The organism is Botryobacter ruber, from assembly GCF_003347595.2.
GTDB lineage: Bacteria > Bacteroidota > Bacteroidia > Cytophagales > Hymenobacteraceae > Pontibacter > Pontibacter ruber_A.
Map to the genome: position 1 here is coordinate 121,334 of NZ_QCZK02000024.1, position 17,558 is coordinate 138,891.

The 17,558-nt window shown below is 53.3% G+C and carries 14 protein-coding genes; 4 read left to right on the forward strand and 10 right to left on the reverse strand.

Annotated features, from left to right (window positions below):
- The first annotated feature begins 137 nt into the window (after positions 1-137).
- Complete coding sequence (locus tag DCW36_RS05830) at positions 138-461, forward strand: hypothetical protein (RefSeq protein ID WP_125185085.1); 324 nt, start codon at positions 138-140, stop codon at positions 459-461.
- 100 nt (positions 462-561) lie between these two features.
- Positions 562-1,182 (forward strand): DUF4136 domain-containing protein, encoded by a 621-nt coding sequence (locus DCW36_RS05835; RefSeq protein ID WP_114777412.1) that lies wholly within the window; start codon positions 562-564, stop codon positions 1,180-1,182.
- A gap of 161 nt (positions 1,183-1,343) precedes the next feature.
- Here DCW36_RS05835 and DCW36_RS05840 read toward each other — a convergent pair whose 3' ends face one another.
- The 6 genes from DCW36_RS05840 to DCW36_RS05865 all read right to left on the reverse strand — a co-directional run bounded on the left by DCW36_RS05840 (position 1,344) and on the right by DCW36_RS05865 (position 12,376).
- A complete protein-coding gene (locus DCW36_RS05840; protein WP_114777413.1) occupies positions 1,344-3,668 on the reverse strand; it encodes a TonB-dependent receptor family protein in 2,325 nt (774 codons plus the stop codon).
- Positions 3,669-4,332: 664 nt separating this feature from the next.
- Positions 4,333-6,312: an OmpA family protein gene (locus tag DCW36_RS05845; RefSeq protein WP_114777414.1), complete on the reverse strand. Its 1,980-nt coding sequence runs from the start codon at positions 6,310-6,312 to the stop codon at positions 4,333-4,335.
- Positions 6,313-6,330: 18 nt separating this feature from the next.
- On the reverse strand, positions 6,331-7,272 hold the full coding sequence (locus DCW36_RS05850) for a PorP/SprF family type IX secretion system membrane protein (RefSeq protein WP_240676072.1): 942 nt from the start codon (positions 7,270-7,272) through the stop codon (positions 6,331-6,333).
- A gap of 26 nt (positions 7,273-7,298) precedes the next feature.
- Entirely contained in the window at positions 7,299-10,208 is a 2,910-nt protein-coding gene (locus DCW36_RS05855; RefSeq protein WP_114777415.1) for an ice-binding family protein, read from the reverse strand.
- Between the two features lie 435 nt (positions 10,209-10,643).
- On the reverse strand, positions 10,644-11,555 hold the full coding sequence (lipA, locus tag DCW36_RS05860; RefSeq protein WP_394344793.1) for a lipoyl synthase: 912 nt from the start codon (positions 11,553-11,555) through the stop codon (positions 10,644-10,646).
- A 119-nt stretch (positions 11,556-11,674) separates the two neighbouring features.
- Entirely contained in the window at positions 11,675-12,376 is a 702-nt protein-coding gene (locus tag DCW36_RS05865; RefSeq protein ID WP_114777416.1) for a hypothetical protein, read from the reverse strand.
- Between the two features lie 99 nt (positions 12,377-12,475).
- On the opposite strand from DCW36_RS05865, the gene DCW36_RS05870 reads away from it, so the two are divergent.
- Positions 12,476-12,880: an OsmC family protein gene (locus DCW36_RS05870; RefSeq protein ID WP_114777417.1), complete on the forward strand. Its 405-nt coding sequence runs from the start codon at positions 12,476-12,478 to the stop codon at positions 12,878-12,880.
- A 56-nt stretch (positions 12,881-12,936) separates the two neighbouring features.
- On the opposite strand, the gene ytxJ is transcribed toward DCW36_RS05870, so the two are convergent.
- The 4 genes from ytxJ to DCW36_RS05890 are packed head-to-tail and all read right to left on the reverse strand — an operon-like array spanning position 12,937 to position 15,909.
- The gene (gene ytxJ / locus DCW36_RS05875) at positions 12,937-13,278 is read right to left on the reverse strand and encodes a bacillithiol system redox-active protein YtxJ (RefSeq protein ID WP_114777418.1); all 342 of its coding nucleotides are present in this window, start codon (positions 13,276-13,278) and stop codon (positions 12,937-12,939) included.
- 11 nt (positions 13,279-13,289) lie between these two features.
- Complete coding sequence (locus DCW36_RS05880; RefSeq protein ID WP_125185086.1) at positions 13,290-13,646, reverse strand: hypothetical protein; 357 nt, start codon at positions 13,644-13,646, stop codon at positions 13,290-13,292.
- A 47-nt stretch (positions 13,647-13,693) separates the two neighbouring features.
- Positions 13,694-13,906: a hypothetical protein gene (locus DCW36_RS05885; RefSeq protein WP_240676073.1), complete on the reverse strand. Its 213-nt coding sequence runs from the start codon at positions 13,904-13,906 to the stop codon at positions 13,694-13,696.
- 23 nt (positions 13,907-13,929) lie between these two features.
- Positions 13,930-15,909: an alpha-ketoacid dehydrogenase subunit alpha/beta gene (locus DCW36_RS05890; RefSeq protein ID WP_114777420.1), complete on the reverse strand. Its 1,980-nt coding sequence runs from the start codon at positions 15,907-15,909 to the stop codon at positions 13,930-13,932.
- A 340-nt stretch (positions 15,910-16,249) separates the two neighbouring features.
- Here DCW36_RS05890 and DCW36_RS05895 point away from each other — a divergent pair, with 340 nt between their 5' ends.
- Positions 16,250-17,518, forward strand: coding sequence for a M16 family metallopeptidase (locus tag DCW36_RS05895; protein ID WP_114777421.1), 1,269 nt, complete (start codon positions 16,250-16,252; stop codon positions 17,516-17,518).
- The last annotated feature ends 40 nt before the right edge of the window (positions 17,519-17,558 follow it).

A 17,558-nucleotide genomic window follows, 5' to 3' on the forward strand; every position in this document is an offset into this window, starting at 1 on the left:
GCATAAAACCCTATGCTACAACACCTTTATTGAACAATAAAGACACAAAACATAAAAATATTTATCAGTATTATTGTTTGATATATAGATAACTTCCTTACATTTGCTACAACCTTTGTTATTTACCGTTTTTGGTTATGAAAAAATCGCTAAAGCTGGCAGCCTTAGCGTTTCTATTTACGTTGCCTGCCCTTTCCGTTTCTGCCCAGTCCGCTACTCCCGGAGATCCCACTCCTCGGCCGGCTACTGCTGTGGCTGCTGTACCTGCCGATAACCTGCTTGCGCTTTTATCTGAAGAGGAAGCTTCTGCAGTAAGCACCTCCAACACTGCTGCTGCTGCTGCTGCAGTTACCGACAAAGAGCCTGCAACTGCCAAAAGCATGTCTGAAGAGCTGAGTGCCTGGGTCGAAAACAAACTGGCTGTTGTAAACTCGGTGAAAGGCTTAAAACGCCTGAAATAACAGCTGCTGCTGTACTCTCTGCTGTTTGCCGGTTCTAAATTTAGCCCTGCTGCTTTTTGTAGCCGTATAAGGGGAAATTCAGAACTACATCCGCAGCAACATGAAGTGTACGCCTCCCGCATCTCCTGAAACAGCCCTGTTTACCCTATTTCTTTTTGCCGTGCTGTTGCTGTGCAGGTGCACCGCCCTCACCCCCATCATCCAAAACGACTACAACCGTACGGCCAATTTCGAACACTACCGCACCTACGCCTGGCATCCGGTAGAGGGCGCCGTGGCCAGCATCGCCTACACCCCGGCCTTCAGTTCCATGATCGACCTGCGCGTGAAAGCTGCCATCGAAAGCGAGCTACTGAAGAAAGGACTGACACCCGCTACCACCCGTGCGCCCGATCTGCTTTTAGCTTATGATATTTCTGTAAACCCGACCGCAGAACTTCCGGACACGTCAGCGTTTGTCCCCGGCTTTGGGTTTGGCTATGGGTATTGGTATGGCTACCGGTATAACTACAACTACGAAGGAATACCCACTTTCCGGAATGTGCGGGACTACGCACCCGGCACCCTCATCATCGATTTCATTGATCCTTCTTCGAATGAGCTGGTGTGGCGCGGCTGGACGGAAAGCAACCTCAACGTAACCACGTTGCAGGAGTCGAAGATCAGCAGGGCTGTGGCGCGGATTATTGCCCAGTACCCACCGCGGGGGCCGCTGCGGTAGCAGGAGTTGAGGAGCAGTGACTGTGGTGGCTGGAGCTGCAGCAATCAAAGCCTTTTTTGGTGCCTAAAAGTCGTGGGTAGCAGTGCTTATGGTGCTGAAAAAGCTTTCTGCAGCTGCCACCACAGCCTCTGTTCCTGCCCTGGTGTTTCCTTACCTCTTCTTTAGTTATCTTTTCCCAGGCTGTACTTTAGCGAAATGCCGCCATAGTAGTTGCGCGGCGGAGCGGGCTGGAAATAGCGGGCGCCAAAGGCGTTGAGGTCGTTGCCGAGGCTGTACTTTTGGTCGGTGGCGTTGTCGATGCCGGCAAACAGGTCCAGCGACAGGTGCCGGCCCAGCGGCCGCCTGATGCCTGCACGGGCTCCGGCTACCAGGTAAGCTTCTGAAAAAACGGTGTTCTCGTCAGTCAGCGGGATGCGGTCGGAGTAGTTGGTGGTCAGATTTAAATAGAAGCCGGGGCGGGTCCGGAGGTCGAGGCCGGTGGTGGCAGCATGTGGCGCTACGCCAGTCAGTTTGTTGCCCGAGAGGTCGGTGTTGTTTTGCTGGTACGCTTTGAAGCGGAAGTGGCTGTAGGTGTAGCTCGTCCAGAGCTGCAGAAAGCTCAGGAATTGTTCGGCATTGTCGGTGAAGGTATAGGCCAGTGCGGTTTCCACGCCATTCTGCCGTGTGGAGCCCACGTTGCGGGAAACCGCCACGCTCGATACATCCTGCCGGCTCACGATGGTTTCGCGCAACCGGAAAGCAAAAGCCACTACATCAAAACTGAGGTGGTTATTCAGCAACGTACCGCGTATGCCTGTCTCGTAGCTGATGCCTTTCTCCGCCTCCAGGTCCTGGTTCAGCACGCCATCAGAGGTCAGAAAATCCTCATCGGTGGGCGGCGAGTAGCCGGAACTGACGCTGGCATGCACCGATATTTTTTCGTTCAGCCGTTTGAGTGCAGCAATACGTGGTGATGCTACCGCTTTAAAGTCGCGGACAAACCTGGAATCTGCTCCTGCGGCGGCTAGCTTTAACCGGGTGATGTCGTAGCGGGTATCATTGTAGCTGAGGGCGGCGGTTAAGAACCAACCGGCGGGCAGGGCCACTTCTGCCTGTGTAAACAGCAGCCCTGTTTTGGCCAGCACTTCATCGTCGGTGCGCATGTTGCCCAGTTTGCCGCGGTTGTTGTCGTAGGTGCGGGCCAGCAGCAGGCCCCGCTGGTATTCGCCGCCTGCTGTAACGGTAGCGGTGGCGGCACCTAAACGGGTGGTATAGACAAAGCGGCTGCGAGCGCCGTATTCCTGCATGCCGTTTCGCTCGTAATCGGTGTTGAAGGGGTGGTCCTGGAAACGGAACAGCCCGAAGACAGAAGTAATGTTGCGCCAGTTGTCGCTGAACCGGTACTCGTGCGTGATGCCGGTGTTCACGCCATCGGTGTTCATGGAAGCATTCTGTACCACACTTCCCTGTGCGCCGCCACGCGCCTGCCGCGGGTTTTCGTCGTACTGCGCCTGCGTGAGCGCCCCCGGCAGCTGGTAAAACAGGTCGGAGTAGATCAGGTAAGTAGAAATGGTTTGTTTGGTGGTAGGATAAAACTGTGCCGACAGCAAAAACACATCCCGCTCCATCGCCGACTGCTCCCGGAAGCCATCGTAGGCCTGCCGCGTGTACTGCACCAGCGCATTGGCCTTGGCTCCTCCTGTCGAGAGCGTGGTTGTGTAGCGCCTGAGACCGAAGGAGCCGGCGGTGGCGCCGACCTGCAACTGATGCTCGCCTGCCTTGGCGCGTTTTGGCTCCAGCAGCAGCGTACCGCCTGTACCGGCACCATAAATACTCCCGGTAGGACCTTTCAGAATTTCGATGCGGCCTATGTTTCCGGCATCCAGCAGGTTGAGTGCCGTGGTACCGTTTGCCTCTGTTAAAGGAACGTCGCCAAAATATACCTTCACATTCCGGACACCGTACGGGGCCCGCAGGCTGCTGCCCCTGATGGAGATGCGGTAACTGGCAGGCGCCCGCTCTTCCATGCGCACGCCCGGCACGGTATTTACCGCCCGCACCAGCGAACTCTCGTCGAAGCGCTGTATTACCTCCGGCTCTATCACACTGAGCGCGCCTGCTGTTTCGAGCAAAGGCCGGTTTGTTTCGTAACCGGTTACCTCAACCTCCGATAAATTGGTAGCGGTCGGCTGTAGCAGCACCAGCAGCTCATCTTCAGAAAGCAAAGGGGCTTTAACTGTCCTGGCGGTATAGCCCGGAAGCTCGAAATGAAGTGACACGAATTTATCATGCAGCGACGTGACTGCCTCATACGCCGGTACCTGGAAATTCCCCTGCGAATCGCTTACATTTTGACTGCCTGTACCCACCACGGTTACTGTTACGCCTCCCAGGGGTTGCCGGCTCCGGGCATCGAGCACCTGTCCGTTCAGTGCTTGCTGTGCCAGCAGGGTACAAGGTAGCAGGAAGGTCAGCAGAAAAAGCAGCGGAATTTTATAGGTTTTCATGAATTGGCAGTGAATCTAAACGGATGTGCAGGTAAGTTCAGGACAATGATACTAAAAAAATGTGCTTTCCTGTGTAAATTTCTTTTGGGTGATGCGCAGCGGGTGTGGTGGCTGCTGTAGCAAACTTTTGCAGCACGTAAAACCGGCATCAGAAGCAAAAATAGCCCCACAGAAACTGCGGAGCTATCCTGAGCTATGAGGTGAAACTATCTTGAGTTTCTTGCTGACGTTACACAATTTGCTGTAGCAGGAAAAGTCCCCCTTTGAAGCTAATCTTGTAGGGAAAAAAAGGTACTATTAATCGATTTCTGCCGCAAGTTTGAGCGCAGCGGTAACTTGTGGTACTAAATAGGGCCAGTTTGTAACTGGCGTGTGCACAAAAGCACAAATATTCAGCCACGCCAGTTACAAACTGGCACCATAAATAACCACAAGTTACCGCTGCGCTCAAACTTGCGGTATATAAAGATAAAAAAGCCAATAGGCATTTAAAATAGTACAAAATTTTCCCTACAAGATTAGCTTTGAAGGGGGTAAGGGGGATGATGAATGTGCTGTGAATAAATTCAGTTCCTCCAGCAAGTACAACAATAGTTTGTTCGCAAATGTAAATCATCCCCCTACCCCCTTCAAAGGGGGACAAAAATTTCTTGCATAGCATCCGTTACTTAATCATAAACTCGGTGCGCCTGTTTAGCTGATGCTCTTCTTCTGAACATTCCACGCCGTCGGCGCAGTGGTTGATGAGGCGGGTTTTGCCGTAGCCTTTGGCGGTGAGCCTGCTCCTGCTAATCCCCCGCGACACAAGGTAATCGACAGCGGCCTGCGCCCTGCGTTCAGAGAGCTGCTGGTTGTATTGCTGGCTTTCGCGGCTGTCGGTGTGGGAGCTCAGTTCTATTTTGATGCCGGGGTTGGTCTTCAGCACCTTCACCAGCTTATCCAGCTCCCGGGCAGCATCCGGGCGGATGTCCCATTTATCGAGGTCGTAGTAAATATTTTCCAGCACGATGGCGCGGTTGATTTCGCTCTTGTAAAACAGCAACGTGACCTGCACCGTATCCGGCGCTGTTTTCGGCACCTGCACTTGCTCCGATTGCGATAAGTAGCCGGTTTTGGAACCCAGGAAGGTGTAGGTGTAGCCTTTGCGGGCGTCCAGAAAGTATTTACCTGCCGCATTTGTCGTTACTACCGTAGAGTCGGTAACAGATTCCTGCTTTACCGCCACCCGAACATTCGGCAGTGGTACCCGCTCAGTCCGCTTTTGCTTGTTCTGAATACGTTCTACAGTCGAGATAGCCAGTACCATTGGTTCGTTCAGGATGGTGAAGCGGTAGATATCGTCGGTGCCGTTTGCTGCATCACGGTTCGAGGACAGCAGCCCTGTTACGCCCACACTGTCGAACATAATACCAAAATCGTTTTTAGAGGAGTTGACAGGATAGCCCATGTTCCGGACACCGCTCCAGGCGGCGTGCTGGCCTTCGGCCCTGAAAATATCTAGTCCGCCCATGCCGGTGTGGCCTTCGGAGGAGAAGAACAGGCGGCCGTCGGCATCTACATACGGAAAGCTTTCGCGCCAGGGCGTGTTGATGGTGCTGCCAGCATTTACCGGTTGTCCCCAGCTGCCATCGGCTTGCCGCACCGAGTAGTAAATATCTGTTCCGCCGCTGCCTCCGGGCATATCCGATACAAAGTACAGCAGCTGTCCATCAGGCGACAATGCAGGATGGGCCACGGAATATTCTTCTACCTTGTTATAGGCAAAAGGCTGCACTTCGCTCCAGGCATCGCCTGCTTTGCGCGCCACATAAATCTCCAGCCGGTTTACATACTCCTCCGCTTCCGATTTGCCGCTCACCCAGCTGGTGGGGTCTGGATTTTCAGCGCCATCTTTCCTGACAAGCTTTGTCTTGGTGAAGTAAAGTTCATTTCCATCTGCCGGAGCTGATGCTGTTGCATTATGGTAGGTGGTGTTTACTGCTGCCGGTAAGGCAACAGGTGCACCCCAGTTTCCTTCCGCATCTTTCTGCGCCGTGTACAGCTTCAGGTACGGGCGACCGGTCCAGCCAAACGTTTCTTCTTCTGTGTTGGCAGCGCCGCCTCTGTCCGATGAAAAGATGATGTCGTTTCCGTAGGGCACCGGACTGAAATCAGAAGCGCCTTCGGCGTTTAACCCCTGCACACGTGTTACTTCGGCTAGGGGTAACTTGTTCATCCATTTCCTGGCCTGGTCTGTGGCCTGCATCAGTTCCTGGGCGCGGTCGGCCTGCTGCGGCATCTCTTCTGTCCAGCGCATGTACTGCTCCTTGGCATGTTCGTAGTTGCCGTTGCTGCGAAGTGCTTCTGCATAATAATACAGGTTCATAGGATCGCGGCCTGGCATGGCAACTACCTTGGCATACCAGTTCTCGGCTTCCTGACTGCGTTGCGTAAGACGGTAGGCATCGGCGATGCGCTGGGCCGTGGGCAGGTCGGGGGTGCGTTTGGCGGCGGCCAGTTCGTATTGGGCAAGCGCCAGGGCAAAATCGTTGTGCTCGAAGTATTTGTTGCCTTTCCGCAAGGCCGACTGCGCCTGTCCCTGAGGTGCAGAGGCAATGGTGGCTGCAGCAAAAAGGAAAAAAGGTAGTAAATATCTATAGTTCATGTGGCTAAGGGCTAAAGATTAAAAATATTGCGGCGTGAGCATACGGGTATCCTGCTTGCGGAAGAAGTAATATCCCACAGAAACCTCGTGCGTGTGCAGTCCCCGCAGGTCGTTCAGCATCTTATCGTAGGAGTAGCCCAGCCGGAACGCTTTGTTGACCTGGATCTCAGCGATCAGGGCCAGGGCTGTGCGTTTCATCCGGGCAGGATCTTCGGGTATTTGCTCAAAAATGCCCAGGCTGGTGCGGTAGGAGGTTCCCAGCCACAGCATCTCTTTCAGCAGCACAAAAGCGTTCAAATCCACGTTGGCGGGTGCATTGAAATCTTCTTTTACCAGGATGCTTGGCTTGAATTTGAAGTTACTGCCCATGTCAAACACATAACCGGTGGTGAAGTAGTACTGCTTTTCAGGCTCCAGTTGCTGCATGTCGTCGAACTGCAACAGGTCCGACACGGAGAGGCCGGCGTAGAAGCGGTCGGTGTGGTAATAGAGCCCCAGTTTCAGGTCGGGCCTTATCCATACCTGGTTTCCGGAAGGAATGGACGGGTCGTCGGTGATGCCCAGCTCCAGCCCATCGAGCTTGTGCTGCACAATACCAGCGGCCAATCCCAGGCTCAGCACACCTTTCTCGCTTACAGCCAGCTTTGCAGCCACATTGCCATAAGCCGACAACACCGACTGCTCTCCCAGTTTATCCCGCGTCAGGCTGAGCCCAAGCCCGAGCCTGTCGGAGGCGGTCAGCCCGTCGGCGTTCAAAGATTGTGTGGTGGGCGCTCCTTCCATGCCCGTCCACTGGGAGCGGTGGAAAGCATTCAGGTTAAGCACTTTTTTGCTGCCTGTGTAGGCCGGGTTGATGGCCATGCTGTTAAAAATGTACTGCGAGTAATGCGGCACCTGCTGCGCCTGGGCCGTGAGGCAGAGCAGCAGGAACAGCAATGTATAGCGTATTTTCATATTCATTTCTTTTCTGATAATGTTGTTTGTGCTTAGCGGTAGATGCTCACATAGCCGGTGAAGTCTTTACTGGAGCCATCGCACTGCCGCACCCTTGCCTTATAAAAGTAAGTTCCCTGCTCCAGCCCGGTTCCTGCCCAGTCGTTCTGGTAGTTGCTTTTCCGGAACACCTCTGTTCCCAGGCGGTTAAAGATGATGATGTCGTTGTCGGTATAGCGGGAGAGGTTTGTGATGCGCCAGGTATCGTTGGTGCCGTCGCCGTTCGGGCTGAAGGCTTTCGGGAAATTCAGGTCGCCTTCTGCAAGAGAAACATCGATGGTGGCAGCGGCTGCAGGCCCGTCGCAGAAGCCATTGTTTGCCGCTACTGTTACCTGGCCCGTTGCACCGGGCGTTGTCTGCTGCACGCGTACGCTCGTAGTGCCCTGGCCCGAGGTAATGGAGAAGCCAGCCGGAACCGTCCAGGTATAAGAGGCAGCCCCCGCAACGGCACTAATGCTGTAGGAAAGCCCTTCGCAGAAGCTGCTGTTATCGGTAATGCCGCCTGCTACGGTCAGACCTGTTCTTGTGATAATAGTAGCAGTCGCACTGGCTGAACCACAGGAATTGGAAGCCACCACCCGTAGCTGTACATTGCCAGTTGTATTTCCTGTCGAGACGGTTATTGTAGGTGTACCCGCTCCGCTTGTGATGGTCCAGCCAGCAGGTGGGGTCCAGGTATAGGTGGTGGCGCCTGCTACGGGGCTGATGCTGTACTGAATGCCTGTGGTAGCGGCACACACTTCTGCCGGACCCGAAACAGCACCTATTGTTCCCAGTGCCGTTGCTGTTGTTACAGCCAAGCTACTTTCATCGCTGGTGCCACAGGAGTTAGCTGCTTTTACCTTTACTTCACCGGCTCCGCTGCCTACGGTTACTGTCAGGCTGGGCGTTGTGGTGGTGGCGGTGATCGTATTGTTTCCGGCATTCCACCCGGCGGGCAGCGTCCAGTTATAGCTCGTTGCATTGGCTACGGGGGCTACGCTGTAGGTAACCTGTGTGCCAGCACAGGCGCCAGTGCTGGCGGTAATCGTTCCAGGTCTGGCAGGAGCGGCAGGGTTTACCGTAACTGCCCGTGTGGCTGTCCCGCCCGCACAATTATTCACGTTCTGAGCTCTGACCGTAATGTTGCCCCCGGCTGTTCCGGGTGTTACCTGTATTTCAGGTGTTGTGGTCGTGATGGTGGTGCCGCTTGCCCCTGCCAACTGCCAGCCTGCTGGCACCGTCCAGACATATGCCGTAGCCCCCGTTACCGCTGTTACGGAATAAGTTTGTTCCACTCCGGGACACACAGCCGCTGCCCCGGTGATGGCGCCCGGCGTGGCAGGAGTTGGCGTTACGGCTACCGCAAAGGGAGCTGACGAAGCTGTGCCACAGGCATTGGCAGAAGTTACGGTTAAGGTTCCGCCCGTACTGCCTGCTCTTACTGTTGCGGTATTGCCATTGCTGCTGACCACTGTCAGGCCCCCCGTCCCGCTCCAGGTATAGGTTACATTGGTTCCTCCTCCGGTGGCGGTGTAGGTGGTTTCGGTATTGGCGCAAACGGCCGCGCTTCCGGTAATGACAGGGGCAACCGGTGCCGTAAGTACATTTACTACTTTAGTGGTAGTATAGGAATTGCCGCAGGCATCCGTAACAGTAGCCCGTATCTCCCCTCCCGATGCTCCTGCTGTCAGCGCTGCTACCACCGTATTCCCTGTCAGGGCAACGGGCGTCCACCCGTTGGGCAGCGTGAAGGTATAAGTTGCCCCTGCCACAGCCGTTACAGAATAGGTCAGGTTGGTGGTTGGCAGGCAAATGTCCGTTTGACCGGTGATGGCCAGGGTAGGTGCCACGCAAGCTGCATTGATAGGTTCGCTGCTGGCCTGGTTGTTGGCAGTAATGGCATCAGGCGTAGCCGATTCTACTGTTACCCGGTTTACGATATTGTTCCCGGCACTCGCAACCCGGAACACAATGTCCATGGTGACTGCTTCCCCGTTCTGCAGGGCTCCTATCTGCCACTCCTTTGCGGTTTGGTTGTAGCTGCCTTTGCCCGGCGTGGCGCTTACAAACTGCAGCTGGGCCGGAAAATTTTCTGTTACCTTCACTGTAGCTGCCGGATCAGGTCCGTTGTTGCGCACCGTTACCCGGTAAGTTACTTCGGAGCCAATCGTATAAGAGGCTGCCGGATTTAAAATAGTTTTTTGCACGCTCAGGTCGGCCTGCTCCACACCTGGCAGTATAATGTTGCTGGTGTTTAAGCTCACACTGCTGTTCAGGGAAATGGCCCGGCCTGCCAGCGTTACGCCTGCATTCAGCGTAATGCTCTCCCGGGCCATGATGTTGCCCGCAAACACATTGGCTGCACCAATGGTGGCACTTCCTTCTACAATCCAGTACACGTTGTCCGGGTTCAGGTTTTGCAGATCGATGCGGGTAAGGGGAAGGGCTGCCGTGGTGGCGGCAGTGGTAAAGGTGCCGTCCTCAATTATAAAAATGAACGGATCAGAACTGCCGGCCCCATTTAATACCAGGGCTCCCGAGAGGCTGGCGTTGCCGTTTATTTTGTACACGCCTGGCGTCAGCACTTCGCCGTTTCCGATCTGGTTCGGAAGCACACGGGTGACAGGCCGGAGCTTATGACTTTCGTATACTTCGCGGGCACTGGCCTTGGCATCGGCAGCAGCAGTATTCCCCAGTTCCCTGGTTCCGGTTACTACTAACAAAGAAGCGGCATCAATAATCTGGTTGCCCGGCGATACTCCCAGGTTGCCCTGCACGATGGAGGCGCCTGTGTTATTTACCTGTGTCCCGGCCAGCACACCGTAGCTTCCTGCCAGTCCTAGAGCAGGATTTAACTGCGCATAACCCGGAACCGTAGCCGCTAACAGGAAGCACCATAACAGCGATAAAAGTTTATTCATGAAAAAAATTCTAAGTAAAGATTGTTAAAACATTATATTTTAATGGAGCAATATATTGAACAATCCGTTTACTTAAAATTTTTGAATAGGTTTTAAAACAGGAAGTTACTATACACAAAGCGGTATATTTTGCAGGCCTGAACCCGTTTTCTGTTTATCAGAACATGCCACCTCGCTTACACCAGGCCAGGCAGCAAGAGGTATTTTATAACTTATTCAAGAACAAAAACTAATCATACAAGCTTTTCCTGATCTTCATCAGATAAAAAAGGTATAAAAAAGTCTGCTGCACCTGCCACCACAGCCACTGCTCCTCTTGCCCGGCTGATGTAAGGCTGACAGCTGCTCCTGCCCCTGCTCAAGTTGCTGAAAACAAAAAAGTCCCCCGCTAATGCGCTTAGCGGGGGACTTTTTTTGTTGCTGAACAACTATCAGTTACACGTGCACGTGCCGTTCGGCATGGTAAGAAGAGCGCACCAGCGGCCCGGACTCTACGTATTTAATGCCGCGCTTCAGACCTTCTTCGCGGTAGTGGTCAAACAGGTCGGGGTGAATGAATTCTATTACCTCGTGGTGCATTTTGGTTGGCTGCAGGTACTGCCCGAGCGTGAGGATATCCAGGCCGTTGGCGGCCAGGTCGTCCATGGCCCTGTATACCTGCTCCTTTGTTTCGCCAAGGCCCAGCATGATGCCGGTTTTGGTACGCTTGCCGTATTCTTTGGTGCGGCGGGTCTGCTCCAGGCTGCGCTCGTATTTGGCTTGCGGCCTTACGCGGCGGTACAGTTCCTTTACCGTTTCCATGTTATGCGACACCACTTCCTGCCCCGGCGAGATCATCGTGATCAGGGCATCCCAGCTGCCTTTTACATCCGGGATAAGGGTTTCGATGGTGGTGGTAGGCGACATCTGCTTCACCATCTTCACGGTTTCGTGCCAGATGGCAGCGCCACGGTCTTTTAACTCGTCACGGTTTACGGAGGTGATAACGGCATGTTTTACGCCCATCAGCTTAATGGCTTCGGCCACACGGCGGGGCTCATCTTCATCGTACTCATTGGGCCGGCCGGTGGCTACGGCACAGAAAGAGCAGCTGCGGGTGCACACATTTCCAAGAATCATGAACGTGGCTGTACCGGCGCCCCAGCACTCGCCCATGTTGGGGCAGTTGCCGCTTTCGCAGATGGTGTGCAGCTTATATTCGTCTACTATATTTCTGACTTTTGCGTATTCTTTCCCTACCGGCAGCTTTACGCGCAGCCAGTTGGGCTTGCGTGGTTTACCTAAAGCGTTTAGTCCTGCTGGTTCAGCATTGGACGGTATAACCGGAAGCATCATTAATTCATCCATGGTGCAAAGATAGGAAGTTATGAGTTAAGACATTAGCCGATGGCTAAGTTTTATGCAGGGCAACGCCTGTGCCACCTGCACATAACAAACCTGCCAAGAAAATTGTTCGGAATAGCGCTTTATTTCCGGCGACCGTAATAAAGGTTTAAATACACCGATGTAAAGGTGTTGGAATTCCTGGCTTCCGGTATAATGATGGGTTTCTTAAAAAACTGCTCGACTAAAAACCCGACCTCGATGCCGGTAATACTTTCGTGGTAGCGGCCGTACTCAAAGCTTAGCCCCGCTTTAAAGTGCACGCCCATATTTACATTTGTCTCGTTCAGGCCTGTAAACACGCCACTGCTGCCATAAATATTTTCCAGGAGCAGCGTATTCGGGTCGTAGCGCACAGTCCGGATATCGTCGAAGCCCTGGTTACCGACAGAATAACGCACGTAGTAAGGCACCATCAGGCCAAAAGATGGCCCGGCTGCACCAACTGCGTTTACCTGCACCCCTGATTCGGCCGCTTTTTTAAACAGCACGTATTCACCACCATACTGCGGGCGCACGACAAACATGTAATTCTGCTTGCCCCGGACAAACGTTTCGCCGCTTCTTACACTGTATATCTGCCGCTCCTTCGGGTGTTTTACTTCCACCAGCTCCACTGCCCAGAACTGGTACAGCCGGTCGCGCTTATAATAAGAGGAGCGCAAAAACACACCGCCAATCAACCCCGCGTTCGAGTTAAAGTTAATTCCGTAACTCAGCTCGTTATCAAAGCTCTCGTCGGAGCGCGTCTGTGCTGTTGCCGGTACAGTGGCACACAAGGCCATGACTAAAACAAATATGAGGTATCTTACCACCTTCTTTAATTTATTATTCTCCTAAATCTATCTAAATTTACGGTGTTATCCAACTATAGTTAGACAAGCATGGCAACCATCCACAATATTTATCAGGGGCAATTACGAACCTCCGCACAACACCTGGCTTCCGGCAACATTGTTATTACCGATGCCCCCGTAGACAATCAAGGAAAAGGAGAGGCATTTTCGCCTACCGACCTTGTTTGCGCTGCACTGGGCAGCTGCATGATGACGATCATGGGCATTGTAGCCAACCGCAACAACATAAACATTGAGGGGATGAAAATTGATATCACGAAGATTATGTCTGCCGAGCCACGACGAATCGGCGAGATCGTGCTTCATTTTAAAATGCCCGCCACCGGCTTCTCCGATAAAGAGAAAGCTATGTTAGAGAATGCTGCCCGCACCTGCCCGGTTGCATTAAGCCTGCACCCGGATGTGAAGCAGACCATTATGTTCGAGTATTAGCCCTAAAAAATAACGGCGCAGCTACCTTATTTGTATAGCTGCGCCGTTACTTTTTTTTACGCTGTTACTTTTTTCTTCAGGGCATCTACATTAATGCCTAAATGAGAGGCGTTGTAGGTACAAACCCCGTCTTCTACCAAAAGCACCTGCGGCGACTCGTGCCGTACCTGGAGCACCTCTGCCACCTCGTTTGAAACAGGCCTGTAGCGCAACAGGTCCAGGAAATAGGTTTTTACATGCTCTATGCCGGCACTGCCCCACTGCCGCTCGAACCTGCTTTTTGCTGTTGCACTGATAGAACAGCTCGTGCTGTGCTTAAAAATAACCACTGGTGTGCTTTTCGACTCTTCTATTACCTGGTCTAACTGCTCTGCACTGGTAAGTGGATGCCAATTCATATGCTACCTTTTTAATGTCTATTTTTATTTTTAGTTTTTGCAAACTTACGCTTATTTCGCTTAGTACGTAAAACCGCGCCACTACGTCCTGTTTCTTTGTAGTAGTTACGATCGCCGTTTACTTTTACCCGCTTGCGGGCAGCCTCTCCTTTTTTGAAATTACGGTTCTTCAGATCCAGGTGTGTCTGGTCGTAAGCCGACTCTACCTCCCTGGCCTCCAGCAATGCATACTTCAGGTCCTGCTTATGATAGGCCTCGGACCCGAACTCGGTCTGCGCCATGGCCGGCACCCCTCCTAAGAGCAACAGCATAAACAAACTACCCCGTACCAGCACCGTACGGCGACCTGAAGCGTCATTACATTTCATAACAAATACTTGTTAAAGTGAAATGTAATTTAGGCAGTCAATTCAGATTATAAAAGTCCGAAGAACTTTTTTTTCTTTACCAAGCCTTTTTTGTTTGTCGGCACCTTGGTGGCCTCAAAACTGGCACCGTTCGGACCGATAACCTGCGATGTACTTTTGCTCCTCTTTGGGCATAACAGGCCTTTGCGCTGGCAGCCGCCACTGGCCAGTAAACTAAAGCAGAGGAGAACGAGAAAGAAGTGTTTGCGTTGCAGCATCATATAATGGTTTACAGCTTGTAACATCAAAAGTTTAAAATCGCCTCCACTTTCTCGCGCAGGCGGGCTTTTGGCAGGAACTCCTGCTCCAGGGGCGGCGAGAACGGCACAGCGGTATCGAGGCTGGCTACCCGCACCACCGGTCCATCCAGCAGCTCGAAGCAGTTTTCTGCAATCCAGGCAGCTATCTCCCCTCCTATTCCGCCGGTAAGGGTATCTTCGTGCAGAATAACTACCCGGCCTGTCCGGGCGACGCTTTCTTTTACGGCATCTTTGTCCCAGGGCAGCAGCGAGCGCAGGTCCAGGATATCGAAGCTCGCCTCCGGCATATCCTGTTGCAGCTGCTTTGCCCAGTGCACGCCCATGCCATAGGTAATAATGGAAACATCGGCCCCTATGGCCACCACATTGGCTTTCCCGATGGGCAGCGTGTAGTAGTCGTCAGGAATTTCCTGGGTGATGGAGCGGTAGAGCAGCTTGTGCTCGAAATACATCACCGGGTTGGGGTCTTCGAGGGCCGCGTTCAGCAGGCCTTTGGCATCGTAGGGCGAGGAAGGATAAACCACCTTGAGCCCGGGCGTATGAAAGAACCAGGCCTCGTTGCTCTGCGAGTGGAAGGGTCCGGCAGCAGTTCCGGCACCCGTCGGCATGCGCACCACCACATCGGCGTGCTGCCCCCAGCGGTAGTGGCTCTTGGCCAGGTTGTTGATGATCTGGCTAAAACCGCTGCTTACAAAATCGGCGAACTGCATTTCGACCATGCTCTTTTTGCCGCGTACCGACATGCCCAGGCCAATGCCCAGGATAGCCGATTCGCACAGCGGCGTGTTGCGCACCCGCTCTTTGCCAAACTTCTCCACAAAGCCCTCGGTTACTTTAAACACGCCGCCATATTCGGCAATATCCTGCCCCATCAGCACCAGTTCCTGGTAACGCTCCATGCTCTGGCGCAAGGCATCTGAAATGGCATCTACAAAACGGCGTTCTGATTTTGCGCCTGTTTCCGGTAAAATTACCCGCTTTTCAAAAGGCTGGTACATGTCGGCCAGTTCCTCCTGCGGGTTGGCAACGGGCATGGGTGTGGCATTAGCGGTTTCCAGCGCCTGCTCAATTTCCAGGCTGATTTCTTCGCGGATGGCGGCCAGCGATTTCTGCGTGAGCACCATCTCGTCGAGCAGGTATTTCTCGAAATTCTCTACCGGGTCTTTTTTCGACCATTTTTCGAACAGCTCCTGCGGCACATACCTGGTACCTGAAGCTTCTTCGTGGCCGCGCATCCGGAATGTGATGGCCTCGATGAGCATAGGCCGCGGGTTCTTCCGGATACTGGAAGCTGTCTGCCGGATGGTGTCGTACACCTCTAATATATTGTTGCCGTCTATCTGCAGGGCATCGATGCCATAGGCCGGGCCTTTGTCGATAAAATGCTGAAACTTGAATTGCTCGCTGTTGGGTGTGGACAAGCCGTAGCCGTTGTTCTCGACCAGGAAAATTACCGGCAGCCCCCACACCGCCGCTACATTCAGCGCCTCATGAAAATCACCTTCCGAAGCGCCACCGTCGCCACTAAATACCAGCGTCACTTTCTCCTTCTGCTCCAGCAGGTCGGCCAGGGCAATGCCATCGGCTACGGCCAGTTGCGGCCCCAGGTGCGAAATCATGCCTACGATGTGATGTTCTTTGGAACCGAAATGAAACGAGCGGTCGCGGCCTTTGGTGAAGCCGGTTTTCTTTCCCTGGAACTGGGCAAACAGCCTGTCGAGCGGCACCTGGCGGCTGGTGAACACGCCCAGGTTGCGGTGCAGCGGCAGAATATACTCGTCCGGTTCCAGCGCCATGGCAGCACCTACCGAGATGGCTTCCTGCCCGATGCCCGAAAACCATTTGCTAATCCGCCCCTGCCGCAATAGCACGAGCATTCGCTCCTCTATCATGCGGGGTTTTAAGATTGCTCTGAATAAGGCCAGCAGTTCGTCGTCGGTATATTCTTTCCGGTTATAGTTCATGGGTGCAGCTACAATAACAATACTTGAGCAGGTAAAATTAACTGATTTTTTTTATCCTGTCGCGGTGCTTTTGTTATTCGTTGGGCTGAATGGCTAAATTGTTACTTTGCCTGGCAGCAGTGGCTGTGGTGACAGCTGCAGCAGTTTTCTGCACCTGCCACCATTCCCTCTCCTGTTCCTGTAAAATCCATATCTTTGTTTATTATTGAAGTAATTATGATATTCCGCCTTTACCCATACCAGAACCCGCCGGAACAGCGTTTGGCTTTAGCCTTTGTTACAGTTGGTTCGTATGCTAAAGGCACAGTCAATAAAAAAGAAATTTTAGGTTGATCTCCGGATGATAACATTTAAAGAATTTACCCTCGACAACGGACTACAGGTAATTGTGCACGAAGACCACAGCACCCCGATGGCCGTCCTGAACGTGCTCTACAACGTAGGTTCGCGCGACGAAGACGAAAACCACACCGGCTTTGCACACCTGTTCGAGCACCTGATGTTCAGCGGCTCCAAAAACATTCCGGTGTACGATGAGCCGCTGCAGCGCGTAGGCGGCGAGAACAATGCCTTTACCAGCCCCGACATTACGAACTATTACCTCTCGGTGCCGGCCCAGAACATCGAAACCGGTTTCTGGCTGGAGTCGGACCGGATGCTGGAACTGGCCTTCAGTGAGCATGGGCTGGAAGTGCAGCGCAAGGTGGTGGTAGAGGAATTCAAGCAGAATTACCTGAACCAGCCCTACGGCGATGTGTGGCTGAAACTGCGCCCGCTGGTGTACAAGGAGCACCCCTACCGCTGGGCCACCATCGGCAAAGAGATTGCGCACATCGAGGACGCCGTGATGGACGACGTGAAGTCGTTTTTCAAAAAACACTATTCGCCTTCCAACGCCATCCTGGTAGTGGCGGGCAACATCACGTTTGAGCACGCCAGAGAGCTGGCTGAAAAATGGTTTGGCCCTATTCCCGCCGGCACCAAATACGAGCGGCAGCTGCCTGCAGAACCGCAGCAGGCCAGTCCGCGTGTGCTCGAAACCAGCGCTGACGTACCGCTAAGCGCCATTTACAAAGCCTACCACATGCCCGGCCGCTCACACAAAGACTACCATGCCATCGACCTGATCAGCGACATCCTGGGCAACGGCAAATCGTCGAGGCTCTACAACAGGCTGGTGAAAGAACAGAAACTCTTCAACACGATCTCCGCGTCGGTTTCCGGCTCCATTGAACCCGGCATGCTGCTGATCCAGGGCAAGCTGAACGAAGGTGTAGCGCTGGAAGACGCCAATGCAGCCATCGAGGCCGTTACAGCCGAGCTGACGGAGTACATGGTGGAGGAGCACGAACTGAACAAGGTAAAAAACCAGGCCGAAACCGTGATCGTGTTTTCTGAAATAGAACTGCTGAACCGCGCCATGAACCTGGCTTACAGCAAACTGCTGGGCGACGCCAACTTTATTAACCTGGAAGGGCAAAAAGTGCAGGCCGTTACGCCGCAGGACATCCTGCGATGCGCCAAGCAAGTACTGGACCCGAACAACTGCTCCACCTTGCTTTATAAAGCAGAGAAAAAGCCTGTAAAAGAAGTGGAGGGGGTAGCATAGGTTTTTTTCTCCTGCACATGCATCATCCCGGATTTTAGTT